The organism is Mucilaginibacter sp. UR6-1 (assembly GCF_020880975.1).
Taxonomy (GTDB): domain Bacteria; phylum Bacteroidota; class Bacteroidia; order Sphingobacteriales; family Sphingobacteriaceae; genus Mucilaginibacter.
Genome location: NZ_JAJIWP010000002.1, coordinates 539,530 through 558,079 on the forward strand (window position 1 = coordinate 539,530; position 18,550 = coordinate 558,079).

17 protein-coding genes are annotated in these 18,550 nt (G+C 43.8%); 6 read left to right on the plus strand and 11 right to left on the minus strand.

Features of this window, described 5'->3' with window-relative positions; all coding sequences use genetic code 11:
• The first annotated feature begins 57 nt into the window (after positions 1–57).
• Positions 58–1,074: a Gfo/Idh/MocA family oxidoreductase gene (locus tag LJ707_RS07705; protein WP_228950229.1), complete on the plus strand. Its 1,017-nt coding sequence runs from the start codon at positions 58–60 to the stop codon at positions 1,072–1,074.
• A gap of 9 nt (positions 1,075–1,083) precedes the next feature.
• A complete protein-coding gene (locus tag LJ707_RS07710; protein WP_228950230.1) occupies positions 1,084–1,611 on the plus strand; it encodes a redoxin domain-containing protein in 528 nt (175 codons plus the stop codon).
• Between the two features lie 3 nt (positions 1,612–1,614).
• On the opposite strand, the gene LJ707_RS07715 is transcribed toward LJ707_RS07710, so the two are convergent.
• From LJ707_RS07715 to LJ707_RS07745, 7 genes are all read right to left on the minus strand, one after another.
• Entirely contained in the window at positions 1,615–2,610 is a 996-nt protein-coding gene (locus LJ707_RS07715) for a transglutaminase family protein (protein WP_228950231.1), read from the minus strand.
• Between the two features lie 12 nt (positions 2,611–2,622).
• On the minus strand, positions 2,623–3,558 hold the full coding sequence (locus LJ707_RS07720; RefSeq protein WP_228950232.1) for an alpha-E domain-containing protein: 936 nt from the start codon (positions 3,556–3,558) through the stop codon (positions 2,623–2,625).
• A 94-nt stretch (positions 3,559–3,652) separates the two neighbouring features.
• Entirely contained in the window at positions 3,653–5,101 is a 1,449-nt protein-coding gene (locus LJ707_RS07725) for a circularly permuted type 2 ATP-grasp protein (RefSeq protein WP_228950233.1), read from the minus strand.
• Positions 5,102–5,343: 242 nt separating this feature from the next.
• Positions 5,344–6,030 (minus strand): DUF4397 domain-containing protein, encoded by a 687-nt coding sequence (locus tag LJ707_RS07730; protein ID WP_228950234.1) that lies wholly within the window; start codon positions 6,028–6,030, stop codon positions 5,344–5,346.
• Positions 6,031–6,277: 247 nt separating this feature from the next.
• Positions 6,278–7,063 carry a succinate dehydrogenase/fumarate reductase iron-sulfur subunit gene (locus LJ707_RS07735; protein WP_228950235.1) on the minus strand — a complete coding sequence of 262 codons (786 nt, stop codon included), beginning with the start codon at positions 7,061–7,063 and terminating at the stop codon, positions 6,278–6,280.
• Positions 7,064–7,152: 89 nt separating this feature from the next.
• Positions 7,153–9,087, minus strand: a complete 1,935-nt coding sequence (locus LJ707_RS07740; RefSeq protein WP_228950236.1) for a fumarate reductase/succinate dehydrogenase flavoprotein subunit — start codon at positions 9,085–9,087, stop codon at positions 7,153–7,155.
• A 56-nt stretch (positions 9,088–9,143) separates the two neighbouring features.
• Positions 9,144–9,938 (minus strand): succinate dehydrogenase cytochrome b subunit, encoded by a 795-nt coding sequence (locus LJ707_RS07745; protein WP_228950237.1) that lies wholly within the window; start codon positions 9,936–9,938, stop codon positions 9,144–9,146.
• 171 nt (positions 9,939–10,109) lie between these two features.
• Between LJ707_RS07745 and LJ707_RS07750 the strand changes: the two genes are divergently transcribed.
• Together LJ707_RS07750 and LJ707_RS07755 are read left to right on the plus strand one after the other, a co-directional pair.
• Positions 10,110–11,255, plus strand: a complete 1,146-nt coding sequence (locus LJ707_RS07750; RefSeq protein WP_228950238.1) for a thioredoxin-like domain-containing protein — start codon at positions 10,110–10,112, stop codon at positions 11,253–11,255.
• Between the two features lie 4 nt (positions 11,256–11,259).
• Positions 11,260–11,754, plus strand: a complete 495-nt coding sequence (locus LJ707_RS07755; protein WP_228950239.1) for a GNAT family N-acetyltransferase — start codon at positions 11,260–11,262, stop codon at positions 11,752–11,754.
• An 85-nt stretch (positions 11,755–11,839) separates the two neighbouring features.
• Here LJ707_RS07755 and LJ707_RS07760 read toward each other — a convergent pair whose 3' ends face one another.
• Positions 11,840–14,272, minus strand: a complete 2,433-nt coding sequence (locus LJ707_RS07760) for an ABC transporter permease (RefSeq protein ID WP_228950240.1) — start codon at positions 14,270–14,272, stop codon at positions 11,840–11,842.
• Positions 14,273–14,529: 257 nt separating this feature from the next.
• Here LJ707_RS07760 and LJ707_RS07765 point away from each other — a divergent pair, with 257 nt between their 5' ends.
• Positions 14,530–15,114 (plus strand): lipopolysaccharide assembly protein LapB, encoded by a 585-nt coding sequence (locus LJ707_RS07765; RefSeq protein ID WP_228950241.1) that lies wholly within the window; start codon positions 14,530–14,532, stop codon positions 15,112–15,114.
• On the opposite strand, the gene LJ707_RS07770 is transcribed toward LJ707_RS07765, so the two are convergent.
• From LJ707_RS07770 to LJ707_RS07780, 3 genes are all read right to left on the minus strand, one after another.
• Positions 15,115–16,071, minus strand: coding sequence for an MBL fold metallo-hydrolase (locus tag LJ707_RS07770; protein ID WP_228950242.1), 957 nt, complete (start codon positions 16,069–16,071; stop codon positions 15,115–15,117). It lies immediately after the preceding gene.
• Between the two features lie 43 nt (positions 16,072–16,114).
• Complete coding sequence (locus LJ707_RS07775) at positions 16,115–17,206, minus strand: AI-2E family transporter (RefSeq protein ID WP_228950243.1); 1,092 nt, start codon at positions 17,204–17,206, stop codon at positions 16,115–16,117.
• Positions 17,207–17,297: 91 nt separating this feature from the next.
• Positions 17,298–17,984 (minus strand): GDSL-type esterase/lipase family protein, encoded by a 687-nt coding sequence (locus LJ707_RS07780; protein WP_228950244.1) that lies wholly within the window; start codon positions 17,982–17,984, stop codon positions 17,298–17,300.
• Between the two features lie 75 nt (positions 17,985–18,059).
• On the opposite strand from LJ707_RS07780, the gene LJ707_RS07785 reads away from it, so the two are divergent.
• On the plus strand, positions 18,060–18,230 hold the full coding sequence (locus tag LJ707_RS07785; protein ID WP_228950245.1) for a DUF6496 domain-containing protein: 171 nt from the start codon (positions 18,060–18,062) through the stop codon (positions 18,228–18,230).
• Positions 18,231–18,550 lie beyond the last annotated feature (320 nt).

Below are 18,550 nucleotides of genomic sequence, written 5' to 3' on the forward strand. Positions count from 1 at the left end.
CCGCTTTTTTGCTTTTTACAGACGGAACAGCAGTACTAAAATTTGTAATATTGCATTATGTCATCACCTATAGTAGCCGGTTTAATGGCTTTCGGCATGTCGGGCAGGGTGTTCCACGCGCCGTTTTTAAACACCAGCGAAAATTTCAGGCTGAAAGCCGTTGTTGAACGCAATCAAAAAAAAGCACAGGAGTATTATCCTGACATCATCAGCTATAATGCTATTGATGAATTGCTGAACGACAGGGAAATAGAGCTGGTGGTGATCAATACCCCAAATTATACGCACTATGATTTGGCAAAACGGGCGCTTAACGCAGGCAAGCATGTGCTGCTTGAAAAACCGGCCGCGGCTACTACCGCCGAGGTGAAGGAGATGTTTGACCTCGCCCACAGTAAAGGGCTTAATTTACTGGTTTACCAAAACCGACGTTGGGATAGCGGCTTTCTGTCCGTAAAGGAAGTGATTGAAAGCGGCCGACTGGGTGATCTGATCGAAGTGCATTTCAGGTTTGACAGGTACCGCGCGGCAATCGGCCCAAAAACGTTTAAGGAAAGTAAGGATATGGTGGCCAACGGTATATCGTATGACCTTGGTCCGCACCTACTGGATAATGCCATAGCGCTTTTTGGCCGCCCGCTTAGCTGGCATAAAACTACGGGCAGCTATCGTAAGGGCTCGCAGGTTGATGATTATATTAATTTGCACCTTAAATATCCTAACCAGGTTAATGTATACCTCACCGCCGGTTTGCTTATTGCCGAACATTTACCTGCCTTTGTGGTGCATGGTACACTGGGCAGCTTTGTTAAGCCGCGTACCGATGTTCAGGAAGACCAGCTTAATGCCGGGATGATGCCAACCGATGCCGCCTACGGCATTGAGCCTGATGGCAGCGAGGGCAAATTGGTTACATTTGACGAGAACGGAGATAAATTAACAGAGATGGTTCCATCAAAAAAAGGGGATTATAAAAATTTGTTTAAGGCGGTATATCACACCATACGCGATGGAGCGTTATTTCCGGTAACAGAGGAACATATTGCCTGGCAGATAGAGATACTGGAGGCTTAATTTAACAGGATGATGAAGAAATTAATATACGTAACACTTGTAGTGGTTGCCGCCATTGGCTGCATCCAGGCTAAAAATAATAATACTGAAAACACCAATACCGAACAGGCACCTATACGCAATACCGAAAAGCTGGCACCCTTTAAGATACTGACTACTGATAGTACGTATTTCAGCTATAAAGACTTAAAACCCGGCAAGCCCGTGCTGCTGATATATTTCGCGCCCGATTGCGGCCATTGCCATGATTTGATGAAGGAACTGAAGCCGCAATTTAAACAGCTTGCCAAAGTGCAGGTGGTATTGGTTACCTGGACAAAATATGAATCGCTTAAACCCTTTTATAAGGAGTTTGAACTGGCCAAACAACCCAACTTTAAAGTAGGCACCGAGGGCTACGATATGCCGGTACAAAAGTATTACCAAATAGCCCAAACGCCGTTCACCATATTGTATGACAAAAATGGCAAGCTGGTAAAGGCATTTGCCAAAGCCCCAAAGGTTGATGAGCTTTTGGCCGAGGTTAAAAAAGTTTAAAGCTTATTGCTGTAATTGCTTCTCCTGCTGTTGCTGCTGTTGTTGCTGCTGCATCTGTATCATTTCCATATAGCGCTGATAGCTGTTCTTGGTAAATTCAGTTACCTGGTCGGCTATAGGTACTTCAATAACCTGGTGCTGATTGTCCGGCAGGGCTTCCTGATCTACTGATACGGTTACGCTAAGCTTATGATTTGATGAACCCTTATAAACGCCTTTAACCGGCGAACAATCCGAAAAGTTACGGCCAACAGCCAAACGAACATGGGTGTCATTAGCTATGCAGTTGTTGGTTGGGTCAATACCCAGCCAGCCATAGTCAGGTATATAGGCCTCAACCCAGGCATGGGTAGCGCCTTCGCCGCGCATACCGTTGCTGTTGGTGCAAATGTAGCCACTTACATAACGGGCAGGTATCTGCAATATACGCAGCATCTCAATTAAAATATGGGCAAAATCCTGGCAAACGCCCTGTTTCATTTTCCATATCTGGTCAAGCTTGGTATCAACGGTGGTTACACCTTTTATGTACTCAAAATTATCAAACACGTACTGGCAAAAGCGCAGTACTATCTGGTATGGGGTATCATCGCTCTTACGCTCGGTATTTACCACTTCCTGCAATTCGCTCAGTCCGTCAAAATACTCCTGCTTTAAAAAATCTATATAGGGTACTACGCTTTGCAGGCGCTTCAGGTCTTCCCATTGGTGCGATGGAAAAATATCATTTACCGGCAGGGTGCGATGTTTGGTTGCTACCAGCACACGCGAGTTGATCAGCATTACGTTATGCGGATCGGTATAGGTAAAGCTGCCTATCTGGTTGCCAAAGTAATCGGTATGTACATCAATGTTGGGGTTACCTGTAACGGTAACTTCCTGCCGTACCACTTCCTGGTAATCATCAACAATAGGGTAGAGGATGATCTGGTTGGCGCTGTCGCGCACGGTTCCTTCGTAAATATAACGGGTGGTGTGTTGTATCTCAAATTCGGGCATAATGTACTGTTTTTAGGAGTTGGCAAAATAATACTCATTCATGGCGTTACCTATGCCGTAAAGTTCGCTGCGTATCTGCGTTAAAAAGGTATGCAGCCCTTCCTGCCTGATGCTGCGTACCGAGTTGTATTTAATGCGGCTTTGCAAACGACCGATCTGGAATGACATTTCGCGGAAATTCTCCAGGTTGTTATCATTCTTTAACCGATCAAAATAGCGCTGTATATTATTTACCGAGTAGATAACCGAACGCGGAAAATCATTATTTAAAACCACCTGTTCCAATACGTTCTCGGCCTCAAAACCCTCACGGTAGCTTTTAAGGTAGAGCTCATATCCGCCTAATGATAGCAGCAGATGTTTCCAGTAGCTGGTATCGGTAAGCAAGTCGGGGTTATCATTTATGGATACAAATTTCATATCCAGTATATCAACCGACTGTATGGCCCTTTCCAGGTATTTACCTATGTTCATAAAGCTGCGCCCTTCGCCGCGCTCCATGGTAATTTCAACAGTGCCGTAATAAAGCATTACCTGTTTTATCAGTACATCCAATATACCTATCGGGTCTTCGCGCTGCAAGGCGCGCTCCAGGCGGCTATCCTTTACAGCATGGTAATACTCGTTAAGGCATTGCCAAAGGTCCTTGGTAATATGTTCCTGCACGCTGCGGGCATTCTCGCGGGCGTGGGTTATAATATTCCATATGCTGTTTGGATTGGTTTTGCCCGTTACCATGTACTTTAACACCGCGCGGGTATCATTCTCCAGCTTTTGAGCTTCCTCGTCATCCAGCCCGGCAAAAAGACGCACCACCGGTTCCCAGGTAAACTCCTGTATGGTATCCTGTGATGAAGCATAATTTATTTTGAGCATACGTAATATACCGTCGCTACGCTCAATGTAACGGCTTAACCAATAAAAACTTGCTGCTACTCTACTTAACATCTTTGGCCCCCAAGCCCCCTAAAGGGGGTATATATTTTATTCTGTTATAATTAAAAATCTTTTCATCAACTCCCCCTTTAGGGGGTCGGGGGGCTTACGCTAACACCCATGTATCCTTACTGCCGCCCCCCTGCGAGCTGTTTACCACTAAGGAACCTTCTTTAAGGGCTACCCTTGTTAAGCCACCGGGTACTATCTCGATACCGCTTGGGCCAAACAGCGCGTATGGCCGCAGGTCAATACGGCGGGGGGTAAGCTCGCCCTGCATGTAACACGGTGCTGCCGACAGGTTGATGGTTGGCTGCGCTATAAAATCACGCGGGTTTTTAATGATCTCCTGTTTGTATTCATCGATCTCCTGCTCGGTTGAAGCATGGCCCATCAGCATACCATAGCCGCCGCTGCCGTTAGTGCGTTTCACCACCATTTTGTTGATGTTGCCAAACACGTGTTCCCGCTCGTCGCGGTTGCCTAACTGGTAGGTGGGTACGTTTTTAAGTATCGGCTCCTCGTTAAGGTAATATTTTATCATGTCGGGCACGTAGGCGTAAACAGCCTTATCATCGGCTACGCCGTTACCTATAGCATTTACTATAGCCACATTGCCTTTGCGGTATGCACCCATAATGCCGGCTACACCTAACATGCTTGATGGGTTGAACACCAGCGGATCGAGGTAGTCATCATCAACACGGCGGTAAATAACATCAACCTGTTGCAGGCCGGTGGTGGTTTTCATGTATACCTTGTGGTTGTTTACCACCAGATCGCGCCCCTCTACCAACTCCACGCCCATTAAGCGGGCAAGGGTGGTATGCTCAAAGTAGGCCGAGTTATAAATACCCGGACTAAGCAGTACAATGGTAGGGTTATGTATTTGCCTTGGCGATAAGGCCAGCAGGTTTTTGTATAATATGGATGGATATTCGGTTACGCTGCGAACGCCGCACTGCGGCAACAGATCAGGAAATAAGCGTTTGGTGATCTCCCTGTTCTCGAGCATGTAACTCACGCCCGATGGCGTACGCAGGTTATCTTCAAGTACATAAAAAGTACCGTCGTAATCACGTATCAGGTCAATACCCGAAATATGGATGTAAATATCATGCGGAACCTGCAGGTTGTACATCTCGCGCAAAAAATGCGGGCACGAGTAGATCACTTCTATCGGGATAATGCCATCCTTGATAATGAACTGGTTACTATAAACATCCTTTAAAAACAGGTTGAGGGCTGTTAACCGTTGCTTGATGCCCCTTTCAACAAAGGCCCATTCGGGCGCTGTTATAATGCGCGGAATGATATCGAACGGAAATATTTTTTCGATCCCCTCGCCGCTATTGTAAACAGTAAAGGTAATGCCCTGGCTCATGAACAGCCTTTTGGCCAGTTCTTCTTTTTTATTCAGATCATCGGCAGACTCGCGCGAAATATAATCGATCACCTTGCGGTAATGGTCGCGCACGTTGCTGTTTTCTCCGTACATTTCGTCCCAAACACCATTTATGGGATTGTATTTATTAAAATATGCCGATTCCTCCATAAAATGCCCGATACGCTTGCGTTGTTTTTTAGATCTGTGTAATTAAGTATGGTAATTTATAAAGTTATTGGCATAGTTGGCAATAGTTTCTTTACTTTTTTATAATTATATTCATGTATAGTTGTGAAATATTTAATAAGTCACGCAAAAATTAATAAATAGTAAAATTTAGTTTGGGGCTTTTAAATAAAAAAAGCCATTGGTCATCCCAATGGCTTTAGTTTTTATAAAAATAATACTGATTAATTTTCAGCTATTACATGGTATTTTAATGTAATTGCAGTTGAACCTGATACATAGATAGTATAGATTTTACCTGCTTGTACTTTAGTATCCAGGTCAAGTACAACATTGGCCTGACCGGCAGCATATAAAAATAATTGAGTGTTGGCATCAATTTCCTTATAAGCTGTTATTGCTTTATAAGCTACACCTGTAAACAATTTTTCGGTAGCACTAAAGCCCAAATCAACATTGTTTTGCACTGCTGATGCCAGGTGAATAAAACGTACTTTAGCTTTGCCTGATGATGGCGCTTTTCTGTCATCTTTTGCTACAACGTAAGTTTTAGCATTGGTATTACCTGCATAATATAAGCTGTAATGATCGTCATCGTCCAAATCAACATTGAATGATACATTGGCAGATGATGAACCCACGTTGCGGAACTGTACGGCTTTGTTATCGCCTGATGCTGTTTCTATGTAGTTTGATGTTTCTCCGTAAGCCACTGCTGAAGTATTCAGTTTAGTACCGCCAATATATACTTCCTGCGATAATGAACCTTCAACGGCATTGGTTATACGTACTGAAGCGCTATCCGCATCAACGTTTTCATCATCATTTTTATCACATGATGTTAAAGATACAGTTGCAAGTAAGATGAATGACAGTGATAAAAGTTTGGTGTTTTTGATTTTGTTAAACATTTTCATAATTGTAAATGATAGAATTTATAATATTTAATATTATTTATATATGCCACCATTAGTTCAAACGCTATACCGTATTATGTAAAATGTTGTTTATGATGATATTAATCATATTTTAACATTTAATTAATGTATGGTTAAATGAACAACCTGTAGCTCTGAGTAAACTTTTTCATCAAAATTTCACCATAAAAAAAGCGCCTCTTGTAAAAGAGGCGCTTTAAAGCTGTAAGCGTTATAAATATTATTGTGCGTGATCGTGCACACCTTCTTCCCTGAATAGTTTGGCGCTGAAAAAATCATTGTTCATGCGGCCAATGTTGGTAAGGCTGATCTCCTTAGGGCACTCAGCCTCGCAGGCACCGGTGTTGGTACAGTTGCCAAAACCTTCCTCGTCCATTTGCGCTACCATTGATTGTACGCGGCTCCAGCGCTCAGGCTGGCCCTGAGGCAACATACCTAATTGCGATACCTTAGCTGATACGAACAACATGGCCGAAGCATTTTTACATGCAGCAACACAAGCGCCGCAACCTATACAGGTAGCTGAGTTGAAAGCCTCGTCGGCTATAACTTTAGGGATAGGTATCTCGTTGGCATCAGGCACGCCGCCCGTGTTGATGGATACGTAACCACCGGCTTGCTGTATACGGTCAAAAGCCGAACGGTCAACCGCTAAATCCTTAATTACCGGGAAAGCAGCGGCACGCCAGGGCTCTATAGTGATGGTTTCGCCATCTTTAAAAGAGCGCATGTGCAGTTGGCAGGTGGTAATAGCGCGCTTAGGGCCATGCGGACGGCCGTTAATATAAAGCGAGCACATACCGCAGATGCCCTCGCGGCAATCGTGGTCAAAGTAAATAGGTTCTTCACCTTTTTTGGTAAGGCTTTCGTTCACCACGTCAAGCATTTCAAGGAATGACATGTCTTCTGAAATACTCTCAGCCTTGTAGGTCACAAACTTACCCGAGGTTTGTGCATTTTTTTGGCGCCATACTTTAAGCGTCAGGTTCATATTTCCGTTACTCATCTTTATTTAGATATGAGATGTGAGATATTAGATTTGAGAATCAGGATAGGAGTTTAAATTTCTTGTCTATGATTCTTGCTCCTCAAATCTTACTTATAGCTCCTCTGTGTCAATTTAACATTTTCAAATATCAGCTCCTCTTTGTGCAGCTCCTCGGGTTGGTTTTCACCTTTAAATTCCCAGGCTGCCGCAAATGCGAAGTTCTCGTCGTCTCGCAAGGCTTCGCCTTCTTCGGTTTGCGATTCAAGGCGGAAGTGGCCACCGCATGATTCCCTGCGCATCAGCGCATCGTCAACCATCAGTTCGCCAAGTTCAATAAAGTCGGCTACACGGCCCGCCCTTTCAAGCGCGGCGTTTATCTCCTCGTTCTCGCCTGTTACGATAGCGTTTTTCCAGAAGTCGGCTTTAAGTGCCTGTATCAGGCCTTTAGCTTTGGTCAAACCTTCTTCGGTGCGTGCCATACCGCAGTACTCCCACATAATGTGGCCAAGTTCTCGGTGATATTCAACTACTGTTTTATTACCTTTTAAGGCCAGTAATTTGTTTATATGTGCAATAGCATCCTGTTTGGTTTGTTCAAAAGCAGGGTGGGTTTTATCAACCGCTTTAGGGCCGATGGTAGCCAGGTAATCACCCAGAGTATAAGGGATAACGAAGTACCCGTCAGACAGGCCCTGCATCAGTGCCGAAGCACCAAGGCGGTTAGCGCCGTGATCAGAGAAGTTACACTCGCCTAAAGCATACAGGCCCGGTACGTTAGTGCTCAGGTTATAATCAACCCAAAGGCCACCCATGGTGTAGTGTACCGCAGGGTAAATACGCATTGGCTGGGTATATGGATCTTCAGCAGTGATCTGCGCATACATGTCAAACAGGTTACCATATTTGGCAGCAACCGTTTCCTGTCCTAAGCGCTTAATAGCGTCGGCAAAGTCAAGAAATACGGCAAAGCCTGATGCGCCTACACCTTTGCCTTCATCGGCTAACTCTTTCGCGTTACGTGATGCCACGTCGCGCGGTACAAGGTTACCAAAGGCAGGGTATTTTCTTTCAAGGAAGTAGTCGCGGTCGTCCTCCTTAATATCGCTGGCTTTTAATTTACCTGAGCGTAACTGCTCGGCAATCTCAACCGTTTTTGGCGCCCATACGCGTCCGTCATTACGTAACGATTCAGACATCAGCGTAAGCTTTGACTGATGATCGCCGGTAACCGGGATACAGGTGGGGTGAATTTGCGTATAGCAAGGGTTAGCGAAGAAAGCACCGCGTTTATGTGCCCTCCAGGCCGCGGTTACGTTTGAGCCGATAGCGTTGGTTGACAGGTAGAACACGTTGCTGTAACCGCCGGTACATAACAATACTGCATGGCCTGCATGTGTATCAATTTCGCCGGTTTTTAAGTTACGGGTAACAATACCTTTAGCCTGGCCATCAACCACAACCACGTCAAGCATTTCGTGGCGGGTATACATTTTAACTTTGCCATGGTGTATTTGGCGGTTAAGTGCCGAGTAAGCACCTAAAAGCAATTGCTGTCCGGTTTGGCCGCGGGCGTAAAAGGTACGTGATACCTGTGCGCCACCAAATGAACGGTTATCAAGCAAACCGCCGTATTCGCGTGCAAAAGGTACACCCTGTGCCACGCACTGGTCAATAATATTTACTGATACCTCGGCCAAACGGTGAACGTTGGCCTCGCGGGCGCGGTAATCACCACCTTTAATGGTATCATAAAATAAACGGTAAACGCTGTCACCGTCGTTTTGATAGTTTTTTGCTGCGTTTATACCACCCTGTGCGGCAATAGAGTGCGCACGGCGTGGGCTGTCCTGAAAGCAAAACGCGGTAACATTGTATCCAAGCTCGGCCAAAGTAGCCGCTGCCGATGCGCCTGCCAAACCCGTACCTACAACAATAATGTTGTACTTACGCTTGTTGGCCGGGTTAACCAGCTTCAGGTTAAATTTATGCTTGCTCCATTTTTCGGCCAAAGGGCCCTGGGGAATCTTAGCATCTAAAGTCATCTCTTACAATTATATTTTTGACAAGCCATGCGGCTCCATCATATCAACAATAAACCTTATCTACAAAAAAAATATATAACTGGCATTGCCGCGAAACCAAGCGGAATGATCACCGCGAACAACCATGTACCGATAAAGTAAATGATAGGTTTGTATTTACGGTGAACCCAGCCCAATGTATGGAACGCGCTTTGAAAGCCATGCAGTAAGTGGAATGATAGCGCACCTAACGCGATAACATAAAACGCCACATACCACCATTGCTTAAAGGCCACTTCAACGGTTTGGTTAAGGTCTTTAGCTACCATGGTTTCAACACTGCCTTCGGTATAAATGGCGTACTTGTAATCGCCCGGGGGCAGGTCTCGTGCTGAAAGCTGCTTGCCTGTTACCAGGTCGGTTTTGTATTCCTTAAACGGAATAACGTTTGTGCTTTTACCGGCAAAGTCATCCTGGTGGTATTTAAACCAAAAATCCTTCATGTGTATCACAATGAAAAGCAGCAGGATTGAACCCAGCAAACCCATGTTTTTTGATGACCATGAAACCGGTGATTTTGTTGCCGAAGCATAACCGATAGGGCGGGCTTTACGGTTGCTAACCGTTAAAACAATAGCATAAATTGTGTGCACCAGTATTGAAAGGTACAGCAGGTACGATACCACCCTGATAGGCGGAAAATGCGTCATGAAGTTGGCGTAGGCGTTAAATGCCTGGCCGTTATCATGTTTGAACAATGCAAGGTTACCGCTAAGGTGAACAATTAGGAAAGTACACAAAAACAAGCCTGTTAAAGCCATGATCAGCTTCTTGCCCAGCGACGAGTTAAAGGTTTGTTTAAATTCGCTCATTATAAAATTTTAGATTATTTCCCGGCAAAAGTATCTATTAAATACTAAAACATTACAAATGGTTCACACAATATGGGGGTATATAAGTTATTTAGAAACAATCTAAGCACTATATTGAATGCTGCATTTTTGAGGGCATAGCGGTATATTCGCCCGCACATATTTTATAACATGAAGTATATATACCTATTACTTATTACAGTACTGGCGGCAGGTTGTAACCGTGCCGACCGGATAGAGATCGAGGGTACGGCCCCCGGTATTAAAAACGGCGTTTTTGGTATTGTTGATGTATTGAACAAACCTGTTTACGGCGACAATATTGTTGACGGAAAGTTCAAGGTGAACGAAATACTGGGATATGCCGGTTATTACCGCGTTAAGGTTACCAATATGCTCGATACCAAAATAACCCATATACCTTATGAGGTTTACCTGGAGGATGGTAAATACAGCATCGAGGTAAACGGTACCGACCTGACCAAGTATCCGAAGATCAAAACCGAATCAAAGATACAGAACGAGTTATCCGCCTATTACACACTTGCGGATGAACTGGTTGCAGGCATTGCACAAAAGGTAAAGGAAGAACGCGCCTTTTTAAAAAGCAGCGCTGGTAAAAGCCTTGAAGGTACCGCTTACCTGGCAAGGGTTGACAAGCTGAAGGATTTGCAGCAGCAACAAACCGCGGTTGAGGCTACGGTTATTGAAAAGTTTATCGAAAAATATCCTAAAAGTACCATAGCGGCACACTTTATTAAAAATGTGGAATATAAGGATGACGCTGTACGTTATTTCGCGCTATATAATAAACTGAGCGACGAAGCTAAAAATACCGAAGAAGGTAAAGAGATAGGCGCTAAACTTGCCGGTTTGGCCAAGCTTGAAGCCGGACAAACCGCCCCCGATATTTATGGTACCGATGCCAGCGGTAAGGCCTTTGACCGTAAAGCATTCGCGGGGAAAAAGATAATCCTGATTGATTTTTGGCGTGCCGGTAACGAGGTTAGCAGGCAAAACCACCTGCAAATGAATAGTAAGCTTTTCTTCCAGGTAAATAATGATAAGGCCTTTGGTATCATCAGTATTGACCTTGATGAAAACAAGGAGTATTGGCTGAAAGCCATTAAGGAAGATGCCATGAAATGGCCGCAATTTTCGGATCTGAAAGGTAATGAATCAAAGAACGTTGAGGCCTGGGGTATAAGCCGGGTACCTACTTACTACCTTTTAGATGGAAACTGGAAGATATTGAAACGCGATATTCCATATAACGATATATCATTCGAGATAACCGATTACCTGGAGAAAAAATAAGCCGATGCTAAAATTATGGGGATTTGATAATGTGCCTGCGGAGCGGCTGCAATTGCTTGCCGACAACGCGAATATTGCCCGTAACCTGCGCGATATCTTTCCGCACCCGTACACCGTTACTGATGCCGAGGAATTTATTGATGCCGCGGTGCAAGGTAACATACCCCATGTGTTTGGTATATTTGAGGATGATGAATTTATTGGCGTTGGCGGCATAACTGTAAAAACAGATATTCACCGTAACAGTGCCGAAGTTGGCTATTGGATAGGTGAACCTTACTGGGGTAAAGGCTACGCCACTACCGCTGTTAAATTGCTGACAGAATATGCTTTTAACATTGGCCTTATCCGTGTATTCGCGGGTGTGTTTGCACATAACAAGGCATCGCAGCGGGTGCTCGAAAAGGCGGGTTATATCCTCGAAGCCGTGCTGCGATCAGCCATTACCAAAAACGGGGAGGTGATGGACGAGTATTTATACGCCATTATAAAAAGCTAAGCATACTATTTTGATATAAAACAAAGGCATTTACCAAGTGGTAAATGCCTTTGTTGTTAAGGGGTTTGGGTAGATTGATTATTTATTATTCGGACCGGAGATTTTTAATCGGGTTTACAAGTGCCGCGCTCACTGCCTGCCAGCAAACGGTTACCAGGGCAATAATGATCACGATAATGCCCGATATGGCAAAGATATCCCAGCTTAAATTAATGCGGTACACATAATCTTCCAGCCATTTGTTCATGGCCAGCCAGCCAATAGGTATGGCAATAACCAGCGATATTAATACCAGTTTCAGGAAGTTGCCTGTAAGCAACGCGAACAGGTTGGTTACAGATGCCCCCAGCACCTTGCGTATGCTTACCTCCTTGCTGCGCTGCTCGGCCATAAAGGCAGCCAGGGCAAACAAGCCAAGGCAGGCCACCACAATAGCGAGTATTGAAAAGCCGGTAAAAATGTACTGGGTGCTCTGCACGTCACGGTACATGGCGGCATAGCTCTCATCTAAAAAGTTGTACCGCATGGTTTGGTGTGGCTGAAACTTTTTCCACACATCTTTTATGGCGGCAAGGGAGGTGCTCATGTCAGCACTTTTTAGTTTGATGGCTACCATGCTGTTGCTGTTGCCTAATATCATCACCATAGGGTCAACCTGTTGTTTTATTGATTCGTAGTTAAAGTCATCAATTACGCCAATAATCCTCAGGTGTTCGGGGCCGTTGGTAATTATTTTGCCCAGCGGATCTTTATAGCCTAACTGCTTAACCATGGCCTGGTTAATAATGGTGGCCTGCGAGTCGGTAGGCATATCTGTACGAAAATTGCGGCCTGCTACCAGTTTCATGCCCATTGTAGCCAGGTAATTTTCATCAATAACCCAGTGTTGGGTACGTATTGGCGCGTCTTCTTTTTCACGGCCTTCCTTAAAAAAGGAATTGCCGTTACGCTTGGTTCCACTAACGGGCAAATAATCACTAACGGTTACATTTTTTATAAACGGAAGATTAAGCAATTCACTTTTAAACGATGCCGTTTGCGGGCCAAGGGCATCAGCTCCCTCAATGGTTACTACCTGCTCTTTATCAAAACCTATTTTTGAATTAAGAATATATTGCATCTGCTTAAAAATAACAGCCGTGCCGATAATTAGTACGATAGATACCGTAAACTGGAATATAACCAGCCCGCTGCGTAAGCCCGAGTTGCGGCTGCCCATGCTCAATGCGCCTTTCAGGGTGGTGGCCGGCTTAAAGTAGGACAAGTAAAAGGCGGGGTAAATGCCTGCAATTAAACCGATAACGATGGCGCTTGCTGTTAAGGCAGGCAGTAACCACCATTCCATCCAGGGTACGTTAAGCTGTGTACCGGCAACTTTGTTAAATACAGGCATCACTGCCGAAACAAGCACGATACCCAACACAAACGAGAAAAAGCTGTACAATAATGATTCGGTAAGAAACTGCCGGATCAGGTTGGCACGAGTTGAGCCGATTACCTTGCGCACGCCTACCTCGCGGGCACGATTGGCTGAGCGCGCTGTGGACAGGTTAAGAAAGTTGATACAGGCCAGTACCAGTATAAAGCCGGCAATGCCTGCAAAAAGCCATATAAAACGTATATCGCCATGTTTTATATCGTTTTCATCAATATTGTATGAGTTAAGGTGAATATCGGTTAGTGGCTGCAGGTATAGTTTGGCATTTTTTCTGATTTCATCCACATTACTGCGCCCATTTTCCTTCATGGATGGGATAACATACTTATCAAGGATGCCACTGGTCATTTTTTTATTGAACGCGGCAACATTCACCCCGGGGTTCATCTGCAAATAAATACCATAGTTGCTTGCATACCAGCTATCCTGTTCGCCATCCCAAAAATTAAGTCCTTTTAATGATATAAACCCCCTGAACTGCATGTGCGAGTTGTTTGGGAAATCTCGCATTACGCCGCCGACAACAAGCGGTACGCTGGTGTTATTATTAAATATTAAGGCCTTGCCTATCGGGTTTTGACCGGGAAAATATTTATCGGCCATGCTTTTGTTCAGCACCACCGAGTTAGGATTGTTTAACGCGGTTAGTTTATTGCCATAAACCATTTGTACATCAAGTATATCAAGTACTGATGTGTCTGCAAAGCAAAAGCCATTCTCGAATGTGTTGTTGGCCTGATCAGTGCGGCGTATCTGATTTTCGGTGCCACCAAAAAGTTTGCTGTGAAGTATGCGGCCGGCTTTTTTTACCTCCGGAAAATCATTCACCAACGCTTTTGACATAGGTGGCTGGAAGCTGATGCCACGAAACAAGGTACCCTGTAGTTTTATTTCACCAACCACACGGTAAACATCGTTCTTATTAATGTTATCCTGATCGTAACTGGTTTCGTTACGTATATAGAGCGAAATTAAAATACACGCGGCAATGCCGATAGCGAAGCCGCCAATGTTAATTGCCGCGTACATTTTTTGCTTCTGCATATTGCGAAAAGCTATTTTGAGGTAATGTGTTATCATGGTAATGGCTGATAATATGTTTTTTTTAAAATTGTGTTTTCAGGTGGTCAGTGCTGCAAATAATGCTAATAATATGCCATGTTGTTAAATTGCTATAATTCAGTTATTTGCGATTGATTTGATGCTCAAAAAGCGTTCGGTTTCGTTACATGTACTGTTCGCTTCCGTAAAGATGACTAAGCCTGTTTAAAATTTAAAAATACTTGTTGGTTAGCGTAATAGCACTATATTTAAATATAAACCGTTAAACATTTATCGTGCTTAAAAAAGTAATGTTTTGTGTGGCCATACTGATGTGCAGCATTTTTGCTAAAGCGCAAACAGTTGATAGCGCCGCTGTTTTTGATAGTTACCTCGACCTTAACATGGCCATGTTTGAAGGTAATACCGATAATGCCGAACGCGTGGCCGAACAGATAATGGCTGATACCGCCGCCCTGCCGCCCAAAGCCCGTATCAATTACTATAATATTTTAGGTAAGCTCTACGAAGAAAGGCAACCGGCCGAAGCTAAAGTGTATTACGAAAGAGTAGTGGCCCATGTGCCTAACTTTTATGTAGCACATTTGGCGTTGGGTTATATTTATGTAAAGGAGGCCGAGGATAACGAGAAGAAAGTTAAGGCCAATTCAACTACCGACACCCGGTGGGCGCACATCGCTACGGTAAAAAAGGCGATAGCCCACCTGGAAAAAGCTCAGGCCTGCGACCCGAATGAGGATACCATGAATACTATTACCTCACTTTATAAAAAGATGAATGATGCCGCTGGCTTAGCCGGAGTAAAGGCAAGCCTCGGCGCATTATCTAAAAATTGTGTCGATCTGCTCGAAACGCAATAGCTAAAATTGTAAACGCTTGCCCTGCTGCGGGAATATCAAATTCAAGCCTAATGTGTTTTGCTGTTTAAGCTGCTGCTTTAGCTTGTTAATGTTTTTTTGCGGAGGTTTAATGTGGGTAATTACCAGGTTAAAGCCTTTAAGCTTGCCCTCGCCGGTAAAGCTTTGCAATACCTGCATTTCCTTCATCAGCCATTTGGGCGTGAGGTGCCCGAACAGGCTTTTATCGGGCTGCTCATTCGGGTATGATACTTCGATCATAACGGCCTTTAACTGCCCTTTGGTAATCAGCGGAGCAACGGCTTGCCACAGCTCACGCAGTTTTGTGCTTTTTTCTACCTCATCAGGCCCGGTATCGCCCAAATAAAGCAGATAGGCATCATTGTTTTTTACCAGGTAAGCCGCCCCTGTAAGGTTGGAGTGGCTGAGCGGAAATACCTGCACGTTTAGCCCGGTACCCTCAACAGACACCGGTTTACCCGGTTCCATAGGTTTATATGAGTATTTTTTGAGTGCCGGTTTTTCGCCCTCGTCGGCAAAATTGGCCCAGCTATCCCAGGTAAAGTAATGCGTTTTGATAGTTTCGAGGCACGATGCCAGGCCGTAAATGCTCTTGGTACTATCCTCCGGAGAGTTGATGATTAGTCCCGAAACATGATCCAAATGCGCATGCGAAATAAAATAGCCCTTGATATATTGCCTTAGCACCGTTTCGGCAGGTACATTAAAGGTATGCTTGCTTACCGCTTTTTCAATACCATAATGCAGGGTACCCGCATCCATACATAAATAGTTGTTGCTGCCAGCGGCACCAACCATATAGGCCGATAGGTTACTTTCGTCAATACCACCCTTTACACCAAGCGGTACAATGTTGAAAGAGCGTGCCTTTTTTTGCGCTGACGTTGATACAGATAATACCAGGAGTAGGGTTAATAAGCTTAAAAATTTACCGTGCATAGCATAGTTGTGTTGATGTGCGAAATTACATCAAAGCAAGCTATTATTCGGTTTTCATTTCTTTTTGGGCTTTGTCTTCATACTCATATTCACCACCAAGCAGGTAGCCCCAAGGCTTCAGGCTTGGCACGCGGTCAAATATGATCTTAAAAATGGCGATCACGGGGATAGAAAGGAACATACCCGACAGCCCCCATATCATCTCGCCCACAATAATACCAATAAAGGTGATCAGCGCGTTAAGCCGTACTTTTGAGCCAACAATAATGGGCAGCAACACGTTGGCATCCAGCGCGTGAATGCCTATTACTGATACTGCTACCGTTACGGTTTGCTGTATGCTGCCAGTAGCAAAAGTAACTACGGTGCTAAGCAATAACGCGGTGAAAATACCAATGTAGGGTATAATGTTAAACAAGCCTACCAATATGCCAAGCAGTACGGCGTATTTTATGTTGAATATCCAGAAAACAGCACAGGTTATACCCGCAACTACCACCATCTCCAGTATCAGGCCTACAATATACTGGCGTAATATTTTTTGTATATTCTCCACAATATCCATCACCACGGTTGAGTTATCCTCACTAAAAACACGTACCACAAAACGCAGCAGCAGCCTGCGATAAAAAAGGATGAAGAAGGTAAATATGAGTATAAAAATATAGAACAATAGCAATGATGATACCGCGCCGAATGTAGTACCCAGCACTACCGTACCCGATTCCATGATCTTTTGCGTGGTATCGTGCACATAGTTCATCTGTTTATCAGTATTGATGTGGAAAGAGTTTTCTATCCAGCCCTGTATGTTTACAATAGATTCGGTGATCTGTGTTTTAAGCATGGGCCAGTCTGATGCCAGGGATGATACCTGCGAACCCACCAGGTAACCCACCAGGCTAATAAATCCAACAAACAATATAATGGCCGAAAAGGATGATATGCTGCGCGGAAAGTGTAATTTCCGTTCCAGAAAGTTAGCCACAGGCAGCAAAAGCACCGCGAATAAAAAGCCGAACATCAGCGGGTCAAGTATCTCTTTGCCTAATATTACCAGGTAACTGAGGGAGATGATGCCAATAAGCACCAGGGCAAGTTGTTCATAAAAAGGGGGGAGTAGTTTTCTTGTCATAATGTTAACAGAATTAACTCCCTAACAGGTATTTACAGCTAATGTTTTAAATGCTTAGCGTATAAATGCTTATACAACTTTAAGCTATGCGTTAATCATTGAGCAACAGGCTTAATGTTCGCGGATAGCCAATATTTTCACCTGCGGTAAGGCTGTCGCCAATGCACATAATTGTAGTATAATCATTTTGCGAAAAGGTAGCTTTTATAAACCCGGCTACTTTTTTTGCGATAAATGCGGTGCCTGCCCGGGTCAGGTGTATTCCATCGGGTTTGCCGGGGTTATTGGCCGGGTTAAATATTAAACTGCTTGCAGTAGGGTTAGGAGTACCTGCATCCTTAAATGCCTGGTTCATGTTTATATAATAAACATTATTAGCCTTGCTTAGCGAATCGTTTATCAACGCGAGCGTATCATTGCGGCCATTCCAATAATAGGCCGGGGATGTGATCACATCAATACCACGGGGCGGAGGGCTCATCAATATAAGTTTTGCACCGCTGTTGGTTATGCAATCAATAATATACTTCAGGTTATTAATATATTCTTCATACGGTCTGCGGGCTGTAATATCATTAGTGCCTATCATCAATACTACTATGTCAGCCGGAGATTTCAGTTCGTAATCAATCCGCTTTGACAGGTCGTTTGAAGTATTGCCAATGATGCCCCTGTTTACAACCTGTATTGTTATTTTGTTATCATCAATTTTTTCAGTTGTTGATTTACTGCATGATACAAGCAATATTACCAATGCGATAGCCCAAATTGATCTCATAAACCGCGATGATGTTTTAACTTTACATTTTGGCAATTAATTTGCTTTACAGCTTTACCTGAGAATAATATTGCCATGAAAAAGTACTCTGATAAAACACAGGAAAAGGTTAGTGAAACCCTCCACGAAATGAAAGAAGGAAAGCTTAAAAGTGGGAGCGGAAAAAAGGTAACCAATAAAAAGCAAGCCATTGCCATTGGTCTGTCTGAGGCACGTAAAGAGGGTGCAAAAGTTCCCAAAAAGTGATCATACAGCTCTATGTGTTCTGCACGTACAAGTTTGTGTATGATCATTCTGCTTTTAATTATTAGTTATTGGTGTTGTTTTACTTAATAGTTGCTAAAAGGGTTTAATTGTAACTTAATTTTTACAAAAAGTCTATTTTGTTGTAAATAAAACGGTTTACCAATATTTTCGAGCTCATTTATTCCCAATTCAGCATTGTTTTAAATGTTGAAAAAAAATCTTGTTGTACTTAAAAAAATAAAGCTTTAGGTTAGAGGCCGATTTAAGCTATTCGACACATGCTCTCTCCTGGCATGTAATTTTTTACCTTATAAATTTAT

Bases quoted from the DNA above. Each gene is read 5' to 3' on its own strand.
- LJ707_RS07755 (WP_228950239.1), top strand. From the start codon at position 11,260: ATGCTAAAATTATGGGGATTTGATAATGTGCCTGCGGAGCGGCTGCAA.
- LJ707_RS07785 (WP_228950245.1), top strand. From the start codon at position 18,060: ATGAAAAAGTACTCTGATAAAACACAGGAAAAGGTTAGTGAAACCCTC.
- LJ707_RS07750 (WP_228950238.1), top strand. From the start codon at position 10,110: ATGAAGTATATATACCTATTACTTATTACAGTACTGGCGGCAGGTTGT.
- LJ707_RS07725 (WP_228950233.1), bottom strand. From the start codon at position 5,101: ATGGAGGAATCGGCATATTTTAATAAATACAATCCCATAAATGGTGTT.
- LJ707_RS07720 (WP_228950232.1), bottom strand. From the start codon at position 3,558: ATGTTAAGTAGAGTAGCAGCAAGTTTTTATTGGTTAAGCCGTTACATT.
- LJ707_RS07780 (WP_228950244.1), bottom strand. From the start codon at position 17,984: ATGAGATCAATTTGGGCTATCGCATTGGTAATATTGCTTGTATCATGC.
- LJ707_RS07760 (WP_228950240.1), bottom strand. From the start codon at position 14,272: ATGATAACACATTACCTCAAAATAGCTTTTCGCAATATGCAGAAGCAA.
- LJ707_RS07730 (WP_228950234.1), bottom strand. From the start codon at position 6,030: ATGTTTAACAAAATCAAAAACACCAAACTTTTATCACTGTCATTCATC.
- LJ707_RS07770 (WP_228950242.1), bottom strand. From the start codon at position 16,071: ATGCACGGTAAATTTTTAAGCTTATTAACCCTACTCCTGGTATTATCT.
- LJ707_RS07745 (WP_228950237.1), bottom strand. From the start codon at position 9,938: ATGAGCGAATTTAAACAAACCTTTAACTCGTCGCTGGGCAAGAAGCTG.
- LJ707_RS07775 (WP_228950243.1), bottom strand. From the start codon at position 17,206: ATGACAAGAAAACTACTCCCCCCTTTTTATGAACAACTTGCCCTGGTG.
- LJ707_RS07705 (WP_228950229.1), top strand. From the start codon at position 58: ATGTCATCACCTATAGTAGCCGGTTTAATGGCTTTCGGCATGTCGGGC.
- LJ707_RS07710 (WP_228950230.1), top strand. From the start codon at position 1,084: ATGATGAAGAAATTAATATACGTAACACTTGTAGTGGTTGCCGCCATT.
- LJ707_RS07735 (WP_228950235.1), bottom strand. From the start codon at position 7,063: ATGAGTAACGGAAATATGAACCTGACGCTTAAAGTATGGCGCCAAAAA.
- LJ707_RS07715 (WP_228950231.1), bottom strand. From the start codon at position 2,610: ATGCCCGAATTTGAGATACAACACACCACCCGTTATATTTACGAAGGA.
- LJ707_RS07740 (WP_228950236.1), bottom strand. From the start codon at position 9,087: ATGACTTTAGATGCTAAGATTCCCCAGGGCCCTTTGGCCGAAAAATGG.